Origin of the sequence: Anatilimnocola aquadivae, from assembly GCF_049819085.1 — a bacterium.
Taxonomy (GTDB): Bacteria; Planctomycetota; Planctomycetia; order Pirellulales; family Pirellulaceae; genus Anatilimnocola.
Genome location: NZ_CP187419.1, coordinates 5,694,854 through 5,716,757, shown reverse-complemented (window position 1 = coordinate 5,716,757; position 21,904 = coordinate 5,694,854). Strand labels below are relative to the sequence as shown.

Annotated in this window: 7 protein-coding genes; 4 read left to right on the top strand and 3 right to left on the bottom strand. The window is 58.4% G+C overall.

What is annotated here, in order from left to right; genetic code table 11:
* The first annotated feature begins 18 nt into the window (after positions 1-18).
* The 4 genes from NA78x_RS22465 to NA78x_RS22450 all read left to right on the top strand — a co-directional run bounded on the left by NA78x_RS22465 (position 19) and on the right by NA78x_RS22450 (position 8,484).
* Positions 19-4,008, top strand: coding sequence for a hypothetical protein (locus NA78x_RS22465; protein ID WP_425614623.1), 3,990 nt, complete (start codon positions 19-21; stop codon positions 4,006-4,008).
* A gap of 181 nt (positions 4,009-4,189) precedes the next feature.
* Positions 4,190-6,070 (top strand): serine/threonine-protein kinase, encoded by a 1,881-nt coding sequence (locus tag NA78x_RS22460; protein WP_425614622.1) that lies wholly within the window; start codon positions 4,190-4,192, stop codon positions 6,068-6,070.
* Between the two features lie 136 nt (positions 6,071-6,206).
* Complete coding sequence (locus tag NA78x_RS22455; RefSeq protein WP_425614621.1) at positions 6,207-7,397, top strand: formylglycine-generating enzyme family protein; 1,191 nt, start codon at positions 6,207-6,209, stop codon at positions 7,395-7,397.
* A gap of 67 nt (positions 7,398-7,464) precedes the next feature.
* Positions 7,465-8,484 (top strand): helix-turn-helix transcriptional regulator, encoded by a 1,020-nt coding sequence (locus NA78x_RS22450; RefSeq protein WP_425614620.1) that lies wholly within the window; start codon positions 7,465-7,467, stop codon positions 8,482-8,484.
* 8 nt (positions 8,485-8,492) lie between these two features.
* Here NA78x_RS22450 and NA78x_RS22445 read toward each other — a convergent pair whose 3' ends face one another.
* The 3 genes from NA78x_RS22445 to NA78x_RS22435 all read right to left on the bottom strand — a co-directional run bounded on the left by NA78x_RS22445 (position 8,493) and on the right by NA78x_RS22435 (position 21,901).
* Positions 8,493-11,666, bottom strand: coding sequence for a UvrD-helicase domain-containing protein (locus NA78x_RS22445; protein ID WP_425614619.1), 3,174 nt, complete (start codon positions 11,664-11,666; stop codon positions 8,493-8,495).
* On the bottom strand, positions 11,663-14,515 hold the full coding sequence (locus tag NA78x_RS22440) for a PD-(D/E)XK nuclease family protein (RefSeq protein WP_425614618.1): 2,853 nt from the start codon (positions 14,513-14,515) through the stop codon (positions 11,663-11,665). Before NA78x_RS22440 ends, NA78x_RS22445 begins: the two co-directional genes overlap by 4 nt.
* 642 nt (positions 14,516-15,157) lie before the next feature.
* Positions 15,158-21,901: a cohesin domain-containing protein gene (locus NA78x_RS22435; RefSeq protein ID WP_425614617.1), complete on the bottom strand. Its 6,744-nt coding sequence runs from the start codon at positions 21,899-21,901 to the stop codon at positions 15,158-15,160.
* Positions 21,902-21,904 lie beyond the last annotated feature (3 nt).

The following is a 21,904-nucleotide window of genomic DNA, read 5'->3' as shown; positions in this document are numbered from 1 at the left end:
CGAACGATGCCGTCATTGATGACACCCACCTTACGAACTTCCTCCACCGGCCTGCTGGGTTCCCCGACCGGAGATTTGGTCCTGCAGATCTGCGGGGGCGAACATGATGGTCGCGTGCTTCGCATTGCCGCTGCCAAGTGCCTGATTGGCTCGGCGACGGGCTGCACCCTGCGATTGCGGGCTCGTGGCATTCGCCCGGTCCATTGCTTGATCTTGCGTGGTCCAGCCGGCGCGATCGTTCGCTGCTGGAGCGCCGATGCTCTGCTCAACGAGCGAGGCTTTAGTGAGCAAACTCTAGCCCCGGGAGATTCTCTGCAGCTTGGCCCTGTGAAGCTATCGGTGATGGATCTCGGCTGCTTGCCGGCAGAGTCGCTGGCAACAGAAGAGGTCAGCGAGCCGAGCATCAAGCAGGAAGAGCAGAGTCCGAAACCGAAGAAGCCCTCTTTGCGCACGCGCAATCGTCGCAGGCAGTTGTTCAGCCAGTTGCGGGAAGAGCGGAAGTCTCAGCAGCAGTTACAGTCGACCGTGCAATCGCAGGTCGAGCAGTTGACGAGCTTGCAACAGCAGGTGGAACGGCTGCAGTCGGCACCGGTGAATGTAACCGCACCTTTCCCGACCGATGATCGGCTGCAACAACAGCTGAGCAAGACCATCGAACAGCTGCGTCAGGAACTGGAGGCAGCGGGGAAGCGCCGCGTCGTCGAACAGCAGTCGGCTGCTCGCCAGCGAGCTAATTGGGAAGAGCAAGCTGAGCAGCGGCTGAATTCCCAGTTGCAACAGCTGCGGAGCGAACTCGAACAATCGCATGTCGCGGCTCTGACCAAGGCTAAGGAAGAACTGAACACGAAGCACCAGCGGGAACTCGATCTGCTGCGTGATATGGGCACGCGCGCCGAAGCTGTGCTCAAAGCGGAATGTTCCGCTCTGCGGGATGAACGCGAGTCGATGACTCGCGAAATCGCCACGCTAAAGTTGGCGATCGAGAACAAGGAAAGCAGCGAAGAACTGGTTCGTCACTCGGTCACCATGCAAGTCGAGCAGCTGTCGCAGACGTTTGAACTCGTTCGCCAAGAACGCGACGAACTGTTTCAACGCTTGCAGGACGACCAGGCTGCCTTTGATGAGCGGTCGTTGCGGTTGCAAAACCAAGTGGACGAGGCTCGCCAAGCAGCTCAAACGCAAGTTCGCGAAGCCATCGCAAGTGCCGAGCAGAAGGCCGCCCATATCGAACAAGAGTTGCTGACCCAGCGCACTCAAACGGAAGGTGTGTCCTCTTCGTTTCAGCAGGAGCGAGAAGGCTGGACGCAAGCACGCCGCACTTTGGAAGCAGAGATTGCCGGCCTGAATGCCAGGTTGCGTGACAGCGAAGAGTCGCTGCACGAGGCCCGCGAAAGCTCCGGCAAAGTTCAAGCCGATGTTCTCGCCGACATCGAATCGGCTCGTAAAGAACGCGATGCCGTCCGAGAGCAGATGCTGCGGCAGCAACAGGACTGGACTGAATTTCGCACTCGCTTGGAAGCTGCCAGCAACGAAGAGCGGCAACTGATCCAAGACCGTTGCGACGAACTGCAACGAGAACTGGCCACGCAGCGCGAGGCACACGAGAAAGTCGCAACCGAATGTCAGGCCCTGCACAGCCAACTCGAAAAACTGACCATCGAGCTCGAACAGGCCGAAGAGGCGAAGTTCGCCGCTGAGAATGGCGTGAACAGTCGTCTGCAGCAGATGACGATCTCCATGGAGCAACTGCAGCACGATCGTGGTGGCGCCGAGTCGCATCACGACGCCGAACGCGCTGAATGGGAGCAAGAGCGAAATGCCCTGGCACAGTGTGTCACTGAATTGCAGCAAGAGGTGACTCGTCTGTCGGCCGAACGAGCCGCAGCCGAAGAACTGATTCGCAAGTCGACTGCGGAGTCACAAGAGCGAGTCGTGACATCCGAGCAGGCTCTGCTTGCCGCTCAGCAGCAATTGGAACAGTTGCAATCCAACGCACAGCAAAGCAAAACTCAATGCGAAGAGTTGCTGGAGGCGGCAGCCAAGTTTCAACGCCAGGAACAGGCCTGGCAGGTAGAACGCGAGCAACTCGAAATTGTGCAGCAAAGTTCGACGGAACGGTTGCAACAGCTTGAGGCAGCCATCACGGACCTGCAGCAGCAGCTGTCCAGCGCTCACGCCGCAGTGGCGGTCACGTGTGCTCCTTCTTCATTTGCTCTGCCAAGCCAGCCTGAAGAAAACTTTGGGCGAACGATTAACGTCAACAACCAAGAGTTGGCGGCACTACATGAGCAAGGGATGTTTGGAGCTCAACGGCCTGCTGAGGGAGATGTTAGTTCGACCATCAACGTCAACAACCAAGATCTGGCCGCCCTGCACGAACAGTTGGCTGCAGCTGTCCCAGGTAGTCTGCTAGCGCCGCGTGAAGCCCCGCAGGTTCCAGATTCAGCAGAAATGCAAGCGCGGGCCGCACATCTCGAAGAGCAAGCTCAGGAGCTGGCCGAGCAGCAATCGCAGCTGGAAGAAGAGCAGGCCAACGTCGCCCGCCAGCGGATTGAACTCGAGCAGTTCCAGGCTTCGCTCGTGGAGATGGAGCGAGCTCTACTTCGCCGAGAAAACGAGTTGCAGCAGTTGCCCACGACGCCTGCTCCCACTCCCGCAGCACCAGAATCGTATGCCCACTCCCATTACGAGCACAGCTACAACAGCAGTGAGATCGAACGAGATTCGAATCCGCTGTCGGAGAGTGAAGCCTTTGCGGCCATGGCCGACCAGGTGGCCGCTCTTTATCGCGATCCGCCAGAACCCACCGACGACGTTCGATCCTCGCGGCCGTTGCTGGTTCAAGAATACAGCGATGATGCAGCCGAATCGCTAATCATCCCAGCGTCTGGCAACGATGCCGACTACTTGGGCAGCGTCAGCAGCGAACTGGTAATCCCCAGTGATGTTGCCGAAGAGGCTCCTTCGTCGTTGTTGTCGCAGCAGGATGATGTCTCCGAGAATCCCACTCAGCCAGGCTTTTTAAGCAACTTGCCCGAGAAGTCCATTTCCGATTCCGACTTCGAACGCAAGCTCGATGCGCGGATGGCTCGCGTGATGCGTCAAGAGCAGTCGTCTTGGAACACGCCGGATCCGGCCGTAGATGACAGTGATGTGAAAGCCGCAGCGGCCGAACTTGAGTCGCCACCAACGCAGGTAGAGGCCGTTAACAGCGTGCTCGATCGGTTGCGTGAAGCTGGCCTGTGGAAGGGCGAAGGCACCGCGAAAGCGGACCAATTGCCCAGTTCCAATCCTCCCGTGGATGATGGTCACTGCCGGCAGAGCCAAGAGTCGCTGTTCGCCACCGATGCGCCGGTCAGCGAACCCGAACCGCTTCCGATCGAACTCGAAGAGACCGAAGAGGAAGCCGATCTTTCGCTATTGGCGAAATCTTCCTCTGCGGACGTGGGATTGCTGCAAACGCCGACCACCGAACAGGCTGAATCGGATGACTCAATCGAATCGTACATGTCCCGTTTGATGCAACGCTTGCGCAAGAGCGACGACGTTGAAGAACAGCCTCGCAAAGCGTCGGGCAACTCTCATCCACGATCCCAACCGGCTGCCATTGTTCCAGTGACTCCCGTCGCTCCGGTTAAGCCTGCCGATGTAACACCGCTCACTAGCCTGTCGGATCTGGCACCCCGCAGCCAGGCCCCGGAACAGGGAGTGAACCTGGCCGCCATGCGTGAACTGGCGAACTCGGCGGCCCGTGGCGCGATCGCTACGCATAAGCAGCAAAGCAGCAAGCAGAAGGTCACCAAGCGAACGGTGTTCTCGCTTTTGGCGCTCGTTGTTGCTGCAGGGTTTGTCTTCTGCTGGGCCCGTACCGGTTCGTACTACGCACTCGCGGGCGTTGGGCTGAGCATGCTGTGGGCTATCAGTTCGAGTCTGGCGGTTGGCGTCCAAAAGATGCGACTAAGCCGCAACACGAATGAGGGTGACGAGGAAAAGACGCCAGGGGCCTAACCCCTGTAATCGGTACTCATACGAATTTCTGGAACGCCGGTCGATTCATTTCGCCCGGCGTTCTTTCGTTCGCGAGTAGCCCCCTGGGGCGATTTGAGCGACAATGGTCTGGCGGCAGCAAGCTTCGCTGCCAGCCCTGCTACTTGCAAGGTAGTGGGTTCTTGATCGCGGGATTCTGCGCATGGCATTGGAACAACTGGGGCCTTATCGGCTGGAAAAGACGCTTGGTCGAGGCGGCATGGGATCCGTCTACCTGGGCGTACATCGAGATACCGGCGAACGCGCGGCCGTCAAAGTGCTGGCTCCGAACCTCGCCGACGATGAACAGTTTCGCGAACGCTTCAAATCGGAAGTGCAAACGCTAAAGCAACTACTTCACCCCAGCATTGTGCGTCTGCATGGTTTTGGCGAAGAAGACGGCCATCTGTACTATGTGATGGAGTATGTCCCAGGAAAGAATCTACAGGACGAGTTGGCCGCCGGCCGTCGGTTTACCTGGCGCGATGTCACTCGCATTGGTGTGCAGGTCGCATTGGCACTGAAGCACGCGCACGACCGTGGCGTGGTGCATCGCGATCTCAAGCCAGCGAATCTATTGCTCACCGAAACCGACCAGATCAAGCTCACCGATTTTGGCATCGCCAAACTCTATGGCGGCACCAGCGTCACCTCCGATGGCAGCGTGATGGGCACCGCCGACTACATGGCGCCCGAACAGGCTCGAGGTAAACAAATCACCAGTCGTTGCGACTTGTATAGTCTCGGCAGTGTGCTCTATGCCCTGGTCACGGGACGGCCCCCTGTTGCCGGCAAGACGCTGACCGAAGTCATTCACAACCTGATGCAAGAGAAGCCAATTCCGCTGCGCAGGCTCGCGCCGGATACCCCGGACGAACTCGAAAACATTGTGATGCAACTGCTGGAGAAAGATCCGGCAAATCGAATTCCGACGGCCATCGCGGTCGCCAATCGCTTAAAGGCAATGGAGCATGCCCTGTCGATGGAAACGCGGGTTGATCTTCCCGCAGCCGAGGTCGACGAATTTCAGTTGCAGCCATTGGATGTGCCCACGCCCAGTTCGCGGCCCACTTCGCGCGGGCTCAATTCGTCTCCCACCATCGATATGCCGGCCAGTGGGCCGCACTCTGCTTTGGTCAGCGGCGAAATGCCGACGCTCATCACCGGTCCCAATCCCAGTCCACTCGCGGGTATGCCGACTCAAGCCACGGGCAATGCTCCCGTGTCGCCATCTCAGGCTGCGCAACGTCCCGGTGGCAACGAATACGAACTGGCACCACCGGTCAAAACAACGCATTTCACGACGGTTAGCGAAGACGAGCTGCGCCGTAAGTATTCACCTACCGATAGCAGCCATTCCAACTTGCTCGATTGGGCCAAGCTGGGTGGCGTGCTCGTGGCCGCGCTCGTGGCCCTCGGGATCTTTACATTTGTCATGACACGGCCCCCTTCCGCCGACAAGTTGGCGAAGACCATTCAGACGGCCGTCGATGCCGATGGTACCGAAGGGCTCATTTCGATCGAATCGGATCTCACCAGCTTTATCGATCGGTTTCCTGACGATTCGCGAACCGAGCAAATGCAAGCCTATGCGAAAGAGCTGGAACTCTATCGACTGCAGCGGCAATTCGACCGGCGCTCGAAACGCAGCGACGATGGCCAGGCCCTGTTGCCGATCGAGCGCCTCTTGCTACAAGCCCAGCGGACCGCGCAGTCGGATCCTGTCGCAGCCCTGCAACAGTTCGAGGCGATTGTGACGCTACTCTCCGGCGACCGAGATCCAGCGGCGACCAAGGCCGATGAAGTTCTCACTGCCCGCTGTGTGGAACTAGCCAAAAAGCAAATCGAGCAATTGCAGAAGACGAGTGGCGAGACCCAGCAACATCAGCTGGCAATGATCCGCCGGCAACTCGACCGGGCCAAGGAACTCGCTGGTCAAAAGCCAGCAGAAGCGGCCGAAATACGTCAGAGCATTGTCACGCTCTTTGGCGATAAACCCTGGGCTGCGGAACTCGTGAGCGAGGCGCGAACAGCGGCCCAATGAGGCCGTGTGCGTCACTCTCGCTACTGCCAATTCGTTCACTAATCGTGTAAGATATGGCCTGCGATATAAATCGTGATCTACGCACCTCGTAGACGCGATGGAACGTGCCATTCAACCTGCAAATTCTGAGACTGAAATGTTCGTATCTGCCCTCCGCTGCTTCCTTTTGCTCGTGTTGTTTCCCTGCTTGCTGCTTGCGCAGAACGCTGGCGAAGTTCAAGGGATTGTTAAAGAGAAACCGACAGCGGGCCGCTTTGTCGAAACGCCGCAAGGCTTCATGGTTCCCTACGAAGCCAAGCTGCCGGGGAGCGACATTGTTTACCGAATGCAGCCCATTCCAGGTGGCAAGGTAAAAGTTGGCAGCCCGGACAGCGAAGCTGGCCGCCAGCCTGACGAAGGGCCGCAGTTCGAAGTGATCATCGAGCCCTTCTGGATCGCCGAGCGGGAAGTGAATTGGGCTCAGTACAAGTACTACATGTCGATGCACGATCAATTGAAGAAGCTCTACGAGGCCAAGATTCGTCCCGTGGCGGATCCCAAGAGTGAACTGGTCGTCACGGCACCCTCGAATCTTTACGATCCCACCTTCACCTTCAAGCAGGGGGCTGATCCTCAACAGCCTGCTGTCACCATGAGCCAGTTTGCTGCCAAACAGTTTACGAAGTGGCTCAGCGGCACTTCGGGGCAGTTCATCCGTTTGCCCAGCGAAGCTGAATGGGAATATGCCTGTCGCGCAGGAGCCACAACGGCGTATCACTTTGGCGACGATCCCAAGGACTTGGGCATCTACGCCTGGTTCTTGGATAACGGCAACGAAACAACACACCCCGTCGGGCTTAAAAAGCCGAACGCTTGGGGCCTGTATGACATGCATGGCAATGTCGGCGAATGGGTCTTGGACGAATATGTGGCCGATGGCTACAAGGCTCACGCAGGCAAGACGCTAACGGTCAAAGAGGCGATTCAGTGGCCGACGAAGCTTTTTCCTCGCGTCGTGAAGGGTGGCGGCTGGGATGATGAAGCAGCCAATTGTCGCGTGGCTGCTCGTCAGCAATCGGACGACGACAGTTGGCGTGGCGAAGACCCGAACTTTCCTCAAAGTCCGTGGTGGTTTACCAGCGAACCAGCCCTCAGTGTCGGCTTTCGCCCGATTCGTCCGCTGCATGTTCCCGCGACCCAGGCCGAACGCAACAAGTACTGGGATGCAGACATCCAGCAGATTCGTGACGACGTGAATCAACGCGTTGACAAGGAAGGTCGCGGCGCGCGAGGGATTGCCGACCCTGACTTGCCGGCCGATATCAAAAAGCTGGAAGCCCCGAAATAGCTTCCGCTGTGTATCGTCACTGTTGATCGTTCCCTTGGCCACGTCTTGCTAGCTGGGATTCTGCGCTATGGCTCGCAATGCACAGTTGATTCGCCAACACCGACTGCTGCAGATTTTGGAAGCCTATCGCTTTGGCCGGACGTTGGACGAACTGCGTGACGAGTTGGTGGAACTGCTCGGAATCGGCTCGTTACATCCCCGCAGCGTTCGTCGCGATCTCGAAGCGTTGCAAGCAGCGGGCATTGATATCGACGTCAGCGAGTCTGCTCGCGGTGCCATCTGGAAGTTCGGTCCTCGCGCCCGCAGCGCGGTGAAGATCACTGCTTCCGCTACCGAACTGATCGCACTTTCGCTCAGTCGCGATCTGCTGTACCCACTCGCCGGAACGCCCTTCTGGCAAGGGATCGAATCGTTTTGGAATAAGCTGCAAGAGGAGTTGCCGCCGGCCGTTCGCAAGCATTATCAAGAGTATCGCCAGACGCTTTATGTCCGCGGCATGCCGGCCAAGGACTACCAAAAACAGCATGGCATGCTGGGTTCGATCCATCGCGCGATCCTGGAACACCGCGTGGTGGAGATCGAGTATCAGCCTCCGGGCAAGGATGTGCAGAAGCGGCAGATCGAACCCTATGCCGTCGTTTTTTACAACAACAGTTTGTATATCCTCGCCGCTGCCCGCGAGATTCCCGCTGGCCAGGAACGCATTCGGCACTTGAAGTTGGATCGCTTTCTTAAAGCGGTCGCGCTCGATGAATGGTTTCAATTGCCGGCCGATTTCAATCTGGAAGAACACCTGGGGCAAGGGACGGGTATCTTCTCGGGCGGCAAGCCGCGCGACTTCAAGATTCGAATTACCGCGCGTGGTGCCCGCTGGGTAACGGAAGATCCTTGGCATCCTCAGCAACTGGTCGAACCACAGCCCGACGGCAGCATTTTGCTAACCGTGAAAGCAGCTCACGAACTCGAGATCATTCCTCGCGTCCTTTCGCTCGGCAGCGAAGCAGAACTGCTTGCTCCCGAATCGTGCCGCAAGATGATCGCCGGCGTGCTGCGACAAGCGGCCGCTCAATACGGCCCAGGCAGCTAAACTGGCTCTCAGGAAATCACTACCGCTTTGTCGCTGTTCAGAAACAGCAGGCGGCCGGTCACTTTTTCGAGCGGCAGTTCGTACAGCTTGGCCACCGCTTCGCGGTAGGCTGTCACTTGCGGCCGATAGAGTTCAATCTTTTTCTCCAAGGCATTCTTGCCGTCCACTTCATCCGTTTTGTAGTCGATCACTTCCGCGCCGATTCGCTGAGTTCCCTGCCACTGCACAACCAATCGGTCGATAGCTCCGCTAAGCAATCTCTCACCATCTCGCAGGGCAAACGTCCGCTCGCGCAGGACAGTAAAACTACAAGAGCCAAGTTCCTGCGAGCGCGTGGGATTCTCGGTGACCAAGGCCTGGCGGTAGGTCGTTTGCGAAAGTGCCTGATGCAGCGATGACTTCTTCAAGATCTCGAAGAAGCGGGCGATCGCCTCGTTGAGATTAATGGAAACGCCGAGCGCATCGGAAACTTGTTGCTGAGCAATCTTGCGCAGCAACTTTTCACTGGGCAGGCCTTGCTCAATCCATTCGACTTGTTCTAACCAGGCGTGAAACAAAGTTCCATACAGCATGCCGACGGACGAAGGCTTGAATAGTTCGGCCAGCTTCAGGCGACTGCCCCCTTCCAGCTGAGAGGGTGCAACTCGCTCCAGGCGAGGCGGCAACTTGCTTACCGCTGCCAATTGAATGGGGGCCGGTGGTGTCGAAGGAAGCGCAGATGGCAGTTCATCGAGCAAGCCAGTAGACGATCTGCTCTTCAGCAGTTGCCGCCAGTTGGGCCGGCCATGTTCAAAAAGTATCTTCTCTCCCGTGGCTGCAACACTCAGGGCCAGCGATGCTCGCAATAGCCCGGCGGCTGTCTTCGGTGGTTTCTTTTCGGAAGGCTTGGCGGGTTCGATAATCATGTGCATGGCATGCACGGCCCGAGTGAGGGCGACGTAGAGCACACACAGCGATTCATCGACTTTTTGCCGCAGATTGGCATCGAACAGTTTCTGGAAGTCCTCGGGCAAAAGATTGCGCAGCTGCTCGTTCGCATAGCGACAAACCACATTCACCGGCTGCGCCAGACCCGAACGACCGGTAACGAATGGATCGGGCTGTCCCGCAATCGCCCCTTCGAGTTCGGGCAGTACGACGATATCAAACTGCAGACCCTTTGATTGATGAATCGTCATCACGCGAATCTGAGCAGCCTGCGGATCAGCGACTTTTTCCGCGGCGACCAGGTTCACAAAATCCGAAGTGCGCAGCGAACTGCGAGGCTGGTACCCAAACGCAAGTTCCACCAGTTGTTGCAGGCGGGTCAAGTCGCGCCGGTCGCAACTGGGGGCGAGCCACTTCGCCCACCGATAGACCACCGCGCCGTAACCTTCGTCGAGTAACTCTCGCCGGAGTTGCTGCGCCAACCGAGCGACATCAGCAGGAAACGCCTTGGTCGTCAGTTTCAACTGAGTACCAAGTGGACTCGTCGCCACGTGGTAACGGCGGGCGGTGTCACCGGGATGATCGATGATCTGCAGCAGCGAGAGGATCAGGCTCACGGCAGGAGAATCCGAAAGTGGATTGCCCCCCTCTTCGCTGGCCTGCACGTCGAGCTTGCGCAGCAAGTAGATGAGCTCGGCGACCATCGAGTTGGAACGAACGAGAACGCCAATCGAACAACCAGGCGCTTGCCGCGCGAGCTCGGCAATTCGCTTCGCGACGAATGGACTGTGTTGATCCTGCGTCGCAGCGTCATCGGTCGGAGCGGGAGAAGTTTCGAGCGTGACATGGCCAGGCATGTCGTGGTGGACAGTGGTATGCGGCGGGAACGCTCGTTCCCAGACAGTGACTCCGGCTTCATATCGGTCGAGGGACGGATGCTTTGTGAGATTCTGGAACACCTGATTCACGACATCGATTACGGGCTGCGAAGACCGCCGACTCTCCGCCAACTGGGCGTTCTCCAGTCCGGTTAACTCTTGCTCGAGAGCGCCAAAGATCTCGGCCAGACCACCGCGCCAGCCATAAATGGCTTGCTTGACGTCTCCCACGCAGAACAGCGAGGCCTCTTTCTTTTGCGCAGTGATCGCCCGCGCCAGCGGCCGCAGCACTTGCCACTGCGTGAGCGAAGTATCTTGAAACTCGTCCAGCAGCAGGTGGTTGAGTCGCCCACCCATGCGAAACGACATATCCGTGGTGGTACCTTGATTGGCTGCGGCGAGTGCTAAAGTCACATCATCGAAACGGAGCAAGCGGCGCTCTCGCTTCAAGTGGTGATACTCGGCGTCGAACCGATTCAGCAGTTTGAATGTCGCCACCGTTTGCTGCGCGAGGCGTTTCAAGAGCACGCTCTGCGCATGATCGATCAGCGCGCGATACGGACGGACGACATCGTCGGGCATCTCCCAGGCATAGTATTTTTCCACGCCAGCCGCGATCTTGCCGGCCAGGCCGGCGGCAATCAAGCTTTCCCAGTCACCAGTCTCGGCGTTGAGCAGATCCTTCTGCCAGGCAGCAATCGCCCGCTTGTCGGTCGGCAGGTTGATCTTCCGCAGTTCACCAATTGTTGCTTCGAGCTGATCAACAGTGAGGGCCGCGGTGGGCGAGAGCCGGTTCCAGGCCTCTTCGCTGGTTTGGCTATACAGGCTGTAGAGATCGGATACCGTACCGGCAATCAAATCGCTGACGCCGCGGTGGGTTTCGCCCTTCGTCAGCAGGTGGAGCAGCGCCAACAGCTCTTCAAGATTCTCTCGTTCGAGCACGCGTTCGATGGCTTCGGCCTGCAGATCGGAGTCTTCCTGCGCTTCGCCGATCCGCCAGCCCGCGGGCAAACCGAGTTCGAGTGCAAAGGCGCTGGCGAGTTGAGCGAAGTGACTATCGAGCGTGCCGATACGCAGCCGATGCTGATTTGTGAGCGTGGTCAGCAACAGTTCGCGGCAACGAGCCTGACTTAGTTCGGGCAGCTGCAAAGCCTTGCTCAAGGACTGACTGGCTTTGCGATCGACGGCGGCCTCGGCGAGCCGAAAGAGCACTCGGTCGAAAATTTCACCTGCCGCTTTGCGAGTGAAGGTCGTCGCCAGAATTTTATCGGGCGCAACGCCGGTGGCCAGCAGTTTCAGATAGCGATTCGAAAGCTGATAAGTCTTGCCTGTGCCTGCGGAAGCGCGAATGAGTAAGTGCGGAAAAGGCGATGTCATGGTGCCACCTCGCGCGAACCGAAGATCCGGCTCAACGAGCTGTCCTGGCAGATGGCCGAGAACTCATCCTCGTAACTCGGTGGTGTTTCGTTTGGCGGCCAGAACTGTTTGAGTCGCAGCGCACGAATCACGGAGCGGGCTTGCTCGTCGGCCGATTCCAATTCGTCGCGCGACCACTCGGCAATTCGCTCGCCAACGCCAGCAGGGTCCTTGGGAAGATTGACATAACCCAATTGGACACCTTCCGGTCGCACCACAGCGTCGAAAGGAATGTCTTCATACAAGTGCCGATAGAGTGGCAATTGCAGATCGACCCATTCGCCCGCTTTGCGATGGACCGCCTCCGGCGTTTTCGCCGTATCGCTGGTTTTGTAGTCGAGAATGCAAAGTGTGCGTTGGCCCGGGTGATAATCAATGCGATCGATGCGGCCGGCGAGTGTGACGGGAAGGTCATCGACTTGCCAGTTCACTTTCCACTTCTCTTTCGTGTCGATGGTCTCGCTGAAGACGATCTGCCAGCCGGCAGAGGTGCGAGCCGCTTGCCAATCGGCGAAGGCCCGCAAACGCATTCTCGCTTGTTCGATTTGGACGCGCACCGCAGCGCGGGCGTGACGCGGTCGGCAACGAACCCCAGCGATGGCATCGAGTCTTTCATCGAAATAGCTGCGCAGTTTGTGCGGATCGGTGCTGCGATTGACCTCTTCTTGACGACCGAAGTCCTGCAAGACGTCGTGAATCAGATTGCCGAAGGCCGGAGCATCGAGTTCCGCCGCCTGATCGGAATGAGCTTGCAGCCTGAGCACGTGTCCCAAGTAGAAACGATAGGGACAAGCGAGATACGAACGAAACTGCGTGACCGTGATCTCCTTTAGCTCCCAGTCGCTGGCATCGGGCCGAGGAATCTCACGCGTGGAGTGAACAGGAATGATGCCCGCGGGAGCAAGCAGGTTGGGACGAGGCGCGGCCGGTGGCGGTGGCGAAAACCAACGCATGGCTCGTTGAGCGACCTCTTCCGGCGTGCCAGTAAACAGCAGGCGGCTCGGAGCAAGTGGGTCGCGCTTGGTATCAAAGCGCGCGGAAATCAACTTCAGGCTGGGGCGTGAGTGCGCGAGGACCTGCAGGGCATAGGCATCACGAGCATAGCGCCGATCGTCGTGCAACAGGCCCAAATCTCGCCGCAGTGCATCGGGAAGGAAAGCGTCATTTTTTTGCGACTTGGGAATGAAGCCTTCATTCACGCTGGTAATAACGAGCGCGGGAGAGTCATCCAGTGGCAACTCTAGCCAACCGAGGATTTCGACCGCGTTCGAATCTGGAGGAGGCGAAATCGCCGCTTGCTCCAGCGACCGGAAGGCCAGCGCCACAGCATCGGTCAACCGCATTACGGGTTGCATGCTGGCGGGCAGGTTCTCCAAGGCAGTGAGTGCCGCTTGGACTTGCTCACAACAGGAAAGCAGGTATCTGCCTGCTAACTCGAAGCGATCGACGATGCGATGGCCGTAGACTGCATCGAGCAGCCGGCTGCAGTGCTTCATCCAGACGCCGACCGGTTGGGGCTTGGTCGGCCACGTTGCGAATAACGATTCCAGCGTGCCCACGAGCGTGTGCATGGCGTGAGCAATCACATCCTTCTCATCGCGCTCGACAGCCGCCAGCAAGTCTTCGCCATCGAGCCACGCCGAGAGCCGAGCAGCATAATGCTGGTCGAGAATGGTTGGTAAGTCGTAAGCTAGCTGCTTCGACTTCAATTGCGTCCGCAGCCAGTCGTACAGATCGGGGTGCCTCACGCAACTGGCAAGGTCGGCGAAGCGACGTCGTTCGGCATAGTCGGTAACGACTTCAATCAGGCGGTAGGGCGCTGATTCTGCGACTTTCTTACCTTCCACCCAGCGCGCGGTGAGGCTGTACTGTTGAAGCTCGCGCTGCAGTTGCGGTACGAAGGCCTCATCGGCAACGCCGACGATGATCTCGTCGGCGGCATAGCGACCGCCAAGATCTCGCAGCCAATGAGCGACGGCATCGGCCTGTTCGGCCGGACCTTCGACGCGCATCAACTGGCTTTCGTGCAGCGGTAAAGGCAAAGCCTGCCAGGCTTCTGGCACGAGGCAGCCATGGCTATCGAAGCGTTCGACTTCTTTCTCGGGAGCGACAATCAAGGCAGTAACCTGCGGCGCGACGAGGTCGAGCATCTTTCGCAATGCGGTGTTCATGTCGACCATGCCGAGCAGCAGCACATCGCAGTCGGTCTGGGGCTCTTTTTTCTCGATGGCCACGAGGCGCGCGGTTTGAGCATCCCAAACCTTCAACTCGTCGAGCTTATACAGGTATGCCAGTTGCAATTTTCGCAAGGTTTCCCAGCGAGCCGTTTCGGAGAATCCTTCCCAGGATTTCGAGCGCTCCAGCACGGCGGCAAAGTTAAGTCCGTCGGCAGCAAACTCGGCGTGCTGGCGGCGAAACATTTCGGCCAGTTCCAGCCAGCGAATCGGGTCGTCGACTGCAGGGGGATGCGGAACTAGCGGGCGCAGCACCGCAGGGGGCGTGTGCTGGAGGATGTTCATCCAGGCCAATTGTTGAATCAAAGACGATGCGAGGGGCCGTTGCGGCTCGTACAACAACTCGGGCAACTGACCTTCCGTAACGATCTGCGGCGGCATGAACAGCAGTTTCTGTTCTTCTGCCCGCTGAACCAGCAGTTCCAACAATCTTCTTCCTGCCCGCGAACCGGGAACGACGAGAATCACTTGGGACAAATCGCATTCGCGCGCGCGGGCATAGCGGTCCAGCACGTAGTCGGTTGCGGCTGTGAGTGCCGCTTTTTTCCAGCCCAAGAATACCCGCTGAATTGCCATCCGTTGTCCAACTAGCGAAGATCGGTCGCGAACTGCGAATCTCTTAACGTAGGAAACCACAACCCCAGTTGGGAAGTAGGCAGACCGACCGAGTCTGTGAACTCGCCTCGGCGAAGCGCCATTTGCGAGCCCCATTCCACATTCTTCGCGTGGTGCGTGACTAGTCTGGTCACGGAGTATAGGGAAAACTTTTCGGAATTCTCGTGCGCGGCGTGACCTAACTAGTCACGGGCAGGTCATCTAACTTGAAGAGGTGCCTCTGCGCGCCGGCGCTGGTTGGTCTTTTACATCTTGGTTGGATCGCAGAGCGAAGATGATCGCTGTAATCGCCTTAATTCAGGGTGAAATGTCTTAATGTCGTTATGCGGTACTGTTGTTCTGTTGGCGACCAAATACTAAGTGATTTAAACAGCAACGATGAGACACACCTGTGGATTAATGCGTGAGTCAAAGTTGGAGTCGACGTAAGTTCCAACGCTCGGAAACGGTGGGTGTTCACAAACCCTGGGGGTTTGTGAACACTCAGGCGCGCCAAACCCGAGAGATACTGCAGGTCGCGTTCACAAACCGGCCCGGTTTGTGAATACCGTTTTCCCGGTGCACGGTCCCGGATAAGAGACTTGCGTCGATCGACGGGCGAGATTACCGACGGCGGCGATTCAGCGGCAAAGGGTAGGAGTCGAGCGATGATTCTCGCTCGGTGCTCCAGAAAAGTTGCAGCAGTGCTGCATCGTACAGGTCTGACTGAATCGTTGATGCGACCGAATCCGCTGCCACAGCAGAAGTCGTCGTTTCGGTAGGTGGAGAGTCGATCTGTGGAACAAATTCGCCTGCAGAGGAACTGCCGACACTTGGAGGGTCGATCGCGCTAGGCGATGAACTTGCCGGTGCCGGGATCAGAATTGATTGGAGCGACGGCGCGACAAAAATGTAGTCGTCACCCGTCAGGCCATCGACGTGAAGCTCGCTTGGAGTGGGAAAATCACCCAGGATTCGACCGCTAACTCGCACGCGAACTTGGGTGGAACTGATCGGGCTGACGTAGATGTAGTCGTTGCCGGCCGTACCAAAGACTTCCAAGCGACCAGCGGCAGACGTTGCGGTAGCAACGACGCCGGGTGGTGAATCGGGACCAGCGGTGACCATGAGTAGACCGTCGACACCGGGGTCATTCGCGGCATTGGTCGGTGCGGGAATGAGCGTGAGAAAGCCTTCGTTCAACTGCGTGGAACGAGCCGGATCGTGCGAAGCGGCCGCCAGGTTGATCGCAGTGCCGCCGCTGGGAGCCGTCGACTTGACGCGGGCGTGCAGTTTGAGGAACTCGCCGATGAACTGACCTTCCAGCGGCTGAGAACCGGCGGTGGAAATGAAGATGCGGCCTGCGAGTGGGTCGATGCGTGCAGCGATCAGCCAACTGCTGCCGAGTAACTCGCCGACCGTCACGCTGGTGACATCAAGGACGGTGGGATCGTAGTAAATCGCCAGGTCGGCCGACTCTAGTCCGTTGCCGGAGAGATCGACAATGCTGTCGATATTCACCGGAATGATCAGTTCGTCACCGGCTGTGGCGGCGAGATTGCTCGGAATGCTCAGCTTGGGATCGGGGCCGCCCATGACGAGCGAAACAACACCGGGCGGTACTTCCGGAACCTCGGCGACTGTCAGCGCGGCTGCCACCTGCAACATGCGTGTGACATCGAACGACGAGATCGTTCCGTTTCCCGTGATGTCGCCGACAATGCGGGGATCGAGCGTGGGGAAGACTGCAAAGCCATTGTCGAAACCCACAGCAATTCGCGCGATGTCGGTGGCATCCTGCGCGCTCAAAGTCCCGTTCCCCGTCAGATCGCCGAAGTAAGCAGCGACATGCAGGCCGTCGTCGTCCAAGCCGGGAATGCCGCCCGCATTGAGCGAAATGGTCGTAACATCGAGCACCTGCTTTTGCAGGTAGGGAGCCGTGGCGGGAACTTGTGCTTGCAGGTCGATAAACCGCGTGGTGCCACTGGCGAGTGGCGTGGGACTGGTGAACTGAATGACAGCCACGCCGGGTGTCGTGGTGTTGATGCTTACCGCCGCACCGACAGGCAGGCCGTTGGCAACGGTTGCACTCGAAATGTGAAGGAGTGCCGGGTTGTAGCGGATTTCGAAATTGGCGGAAGTGATTCCACCACCATCGCTGAAGGAGATTGGCAAGCCGGAGGTGGCCGCTGCCGGCAGGTTGACATACTGCAGCGGTCCACGGACGAAGTTGGGCGCTTGAATGGTGACTGCGTTGGCGGGACTGGCAGTAATCTCAAACGATCGAACAAAGTCGGCTCCATCCGCTCCGTTGGCGTCGCCATCGAGCAAGAACCCCTCCGCATCGCGGAAGCCGTCGTTGGCACTTCGCAGCGTGAGGGTGTAAGTGTCTGCCGGCAAGCGACCATTCGTGGCAACGAACGTGATTCGCTGCAAATTGGCTTCCATCACGAGCGAACCGGTGACGACTCCCGTTGTTGCTCCCACGAGCGTGACATCTGAAGGGCCACTGCCGCCGGGCTGAGTGGCGTAGAGATTCAGCGGCGCGGGATCGAACGGGCGCAGAAAATCGATGACGGCGCCGGTTGAAGTCGCGACAAACGAAGAGACGATAAATGTCGGCGGGGGCGGATCGATGGTGATGATAAAGGTCTGCACCGCGCTGGACGTGGTTCCGTCGAAGGCGATAACGCTGATCGTCGCCGAGCCAGAAACTCCTCCCAGCGGAGCGTAGGTCAGTGTCCCATTATTGGCGACAGCCGGAGCGGTAAGAAAAAGCTCAGGCGCGGTATTGCCAACGATTTGGAAGGTCACCGTTTGGCCAGCTTCGTCGCTGGGCCCGGGCGAAATATTCTTGGCCCAGGAATGAATGGTTTGCGCCGCAGAACCGAAGGCAACCTGAAGGTTGCCCCCCTTAGTAAACGTGGGGGCATCGTTTACCGCAGTGACATTGATCACAAACGAGGTGATTGTCGTACCATCGTCCGCATTGTGTAGCACACCGTCGAAGCCGGCATCGCGCACGCTCACCGTAACCGCCGCAGAACCGTTGGCATTGGCGACTGGTGTGAAGGTGAGACTGCCCGTGGCATTGGTGCCCGAGTGAACAACGTTCACGATGGGGATGAGGGCTGGATTGTCGCTGACGGCTGAGATCGCAAACGCCTGTGACTCCGATCCGGCTGACAGCCCCGCCAGCGGAATGGAAGTCAGGGTCACATCTTCCAGAACATTGACGGTGCTGAGCGGGGAAATCGTCGGCAAGGTATTGGCAAGCAAAGCCACATCGTTGCCATCGCCGCCAATGTAGGTGATTCGCTTAAGGACGCCATTGACTGCGAGAATTGCTCCTTCGGGAAGCCCGGTGAACCGGCCGACAATGGGCTCGCTGCCATCGTTGTTCACGATGATAAAGCTGTCGTTCAGCGAGGGAGCAGAACCGGTAAGGATTAGATCCAAGCCCATTAGATTCAGCTGGCCCGCGACATTCAGTTGTTGATGCTGGATATCCGGGGTCAGACCATTGATGGCCAATGTTAGATCGTCGCCACTGCCGAATGAGAGCGTGCCTGCGCCGGTGACAACATCAACGCCGCTCGTGGCGAAGCTAATGCTGGTTGCTGGGTTCAGCACGACGTTGCCGCCAGCAGAATTGAGCGTGCCGGTTGTGAACGAAATGGCTGCGCCGGAATTGAGGTTCAATGTGGTTGCCGCAACGCGATTGATTGAGCCGCTGATCGTGAGTGCGCCGGAGGTGCTGCTGCCAAGGACGAGCGTGCCGGCTGTAACCAGATCCAGTTCCGCATCGGTCAGGCCGAGTGTTGTCAGGCTATCAGCCGCGCCCAAGTCGATTCCGAAGCCCGCCGTTTTGGGTTGGAGTGTCACCGTTCCGGCCGTAGCAGTTACCTCGGCGGCACTCGCCAGGTTCATGCTGTCTGCGGTTAATTGCACGTTGCCCAACGTGCTGACAATGGCACCACCGCTGACGTCAATAGTATGAAAGTTGCCGGACGTCGTTGTCGTTGGCTGAGCGGCCGAGAGCGAAATAGCTCCGCTCTCGCTACGCAAACTGGAACCAGTTGCCAACGAGATTTTCTGTTGCGCGTCGAGCGAAATTTGCCCGGTACCACTCACCGCCAAATCACTGGTGGCAATCGGCAGGGCAATCTGCCCAGCGGCGAACGCAGAGATGCTTTTGTTCGCGGCAAGCGTGATCGCGCCGTTAAAGTTGAGAGATCCAAAGGGGAGTAGAGTTGTTCCTAGTTGCAGATTTGCCGTCAGGTCCGGCAATGCCGCGAAAGCAATACTGTCGGCCGCACTGCCGCGGTTCAAACTGAATGCCCCGGTAGGATTGGTAAAATCCGTCGTGACGATCGTGCTGCCGCTGACCCGAGACAATCCATTGCCGTTGGTGCCGTCGTCCTCAACCGTGATCGTGTTGTTAACCGCTGGCAAGTTGAGGCTGACGTTGGTGGCGGTGCCGCTGTTGACGATCGCTTCCAAGCCCGTGTAGGTAACCGTGCCAAAGTTGCCGAGCACGACATTGCCGTCGCTGGCAGGACCGTAGTTGTACGCAACAGAACCTTGGCTGCCGCCGCTGAGGATTAGTTGATCGCCGCTATTCGTAACGGGCAAACCTCCGTGGAATCTCAACCCACCTGTAGGGATGACGTCGCCGCTCGCCAGGTTGAGCGTCACGACGTCCGCGCCACCACCCAAGTCCAGTGTGATTGAACCCGTGGTGGCGCTTAGCGGAATTCGGAGGCGACGATTCAGGTTGGAGAGAAAGCTCGCGGGAGTTGTCGTCGGTGCCGAGACGAAGGGTTCGGCAGCGTCCGAGAACTCGATGTAGTTCATGCCGCTCACATTCACCAGCGAAACGGTGAGTGAGTTGGCTTTGCCAGCCGAGTCGCTATCGGTAATGGTTAGATCGCCACTTTGCAGCATCGCGGTGAGTGTGGCTGGAATCGGCGCAGTGAAGCCGCTCACCTGGGAACCAACACGAATTACACTGGTGCCGGCACCGATATAGCGAACGATAAAATCGCCGGTGGCTGCGTTGACGACAACTGGCTGCAGCGTCAAGTTGCTGGCCGTACCGACCGCGGATTGCTGAGCGTTGGTGGCTACGGTCCCAACGATGCCGACGCTTCCTTCGCCCCACGTAGCAGAGCCTGCGTTCGGAACGGTGGGGCTGTCAAACTGGCTATTACCGATGACGTAATTGCCGTTCGGCAAGATGGTGATCGGCTCACTGCCAAAGCCATCGCCAGCCGTCGAACCAATCAGGCTGTTCGAGGCCGAAATCGTGCCGACAATCGCGCTACTCGCGCTGGCAATGGTAATCGCCCCGATATCAACCAGGCCGCCATTGTCCCAGCTGCTATTCGGAATGAGCAGATTGCCCCCGGGCAATTCCAGGACACCACTGCCACCAATTCCATCACCGGCCGCTGTTCCCACCAGACTCGTCGCTGCACTGATGGTGCCCGTCACACCAACAGTGCCACTGCCCCACGTGATCGCTCCGGCATTGGCCAGGGTGCCGTTGTCCCATTGCGGTGTGGCAACAATGTAGTTGCCATTGCTGAGGGCTCGCACGTTGGAGAGGTCGCCAAGACCATCGCTCGTGTGATCGCCCACCAGACTATTGACCGCGCTGACGACGCCACTGCTCACAGCAGTACCACTTCTCCACGTGACCGCGCCCGTGTTCACCAGCGAACCGTTGTCCCATAGTGGCGAACCAACCAGATAGTTGCCGTTCGTCAGCGGCGTGATGTAAGCGCCCACCACATCATTGGATGAACTGCCGATCAGGCTGTTTACCGCAGAAACATTGCCCACGGTACCGGTCGCACCATTCCCCCAGGTCGCAGCGCCAATGTCGATGGGCCCACCTTGATCCCAAAGGCGACTGGACACCACGTAGTTGCCGTTGGTCAATGCAGTGGCACTACCATCACCTACAAAATGATTGGCACTTGTGCCAACCAGGCTGTTCGAGATTGTTGGAAAACCGGTGATGCCCACAGTGCCATTGGCCCAAGTAACAGCACCGGCGTTGGACACTGCATTGTTGTCCCACTCCGAACTGCTGACGACATAGTTGCCGTTGGTGAGTGCCGTAACGCGGCTTAAACCAATCCGATCATTGGCTCGTTCGCCTACCAGGCTATTCGAACTGGTGATCGTTCCCGCAATTCCCATCGACCCATTCGCCCAGGTGACAGCTCCTGCATCGACGATGCCGCTACGATCCCACTGGAAGGAATTGACCACATAGTTGCCATTCGTGAGCGGCGTCACTCCACCCATGCCAACGGTGTCATTTGCAGCCGATCCCACAAGGCTGTTAATCGCAGAAACCACACCCGAACTGCCTGTCGATCCGTTGGCCCACGTTACCGCTCCGGCATCAACCGTTACGCCATTGTTCCAATACGGACTGCTGACCACGTAGTGGCCATTGGTCAAACGCGTAATCCCGCCGACGCCGAGCATGTCTTCCGTCGTGCTGCCGACCAGGCTGTTGCTGCTGCTAACAGCACCGACCAAGCCGCTGCTGCCATTTGCCCAAGTCACAGCGCCGCGCAAACCGCCCCACTGGGAACTGCCGATCACGTAGTTGCTGTTGCTAAGGATCGTGATGCCATCCTGGCCAATCCGATCGTCGCTCGCCGAGCCGACAAGACTATTCGCGGCACTTACCGCGCCCGAAATGCCAACGGAACCATTGGCCCATGTCACCGCGCCCGTATCGGGGACCAGGCCATTATCCCAACCCGAAGCAATCGAGACGTAGTTTCCATTTGGTAGGGCCACGATGCTCCCAGGGCCTCCCAGGCCATCGTTGGGCGTGCTGCCGATCAAGCTGTTGCTCGAACTCACCACGCCACTAACGCCCGTCGTACCACTGCCCCACGTCACCGCGCCCACGGTGGGGCCGGTCGACGAGCCAATTCGCCAGTTCGACGAACTGACCACGAAGTTGCCATTGGCCAAAGCCACGACGCCGACGTTGCCAACATTGTCGAGATCGTGCGAACCACGCAGGGTGCTGATGAGTGCCCCTGTGGTGCCATTGAAGAGATACACGGCCCCGGAGTCGACTGCGTTGTAGTCATCGAACGGCGCGGTGATCACCACGTTACCGTTGGTCAGCGGAACCACCGAATGTCCGAACTGATTGCCGGGCGAAGGATTGGGGTCGATGAAATCGACGGCCATCACGCGCCGGTCTTCCAGGGCTTCGAAGAGCATCCGTCGGCGCGCACTTCGCCCCTTGGGCAGTACAGGCTGGTGCGCGGCCGAAGATCGGTTTGAACCGACCAGCTTCTGCCACAGTGATCTCCAACGACGCGACATGCA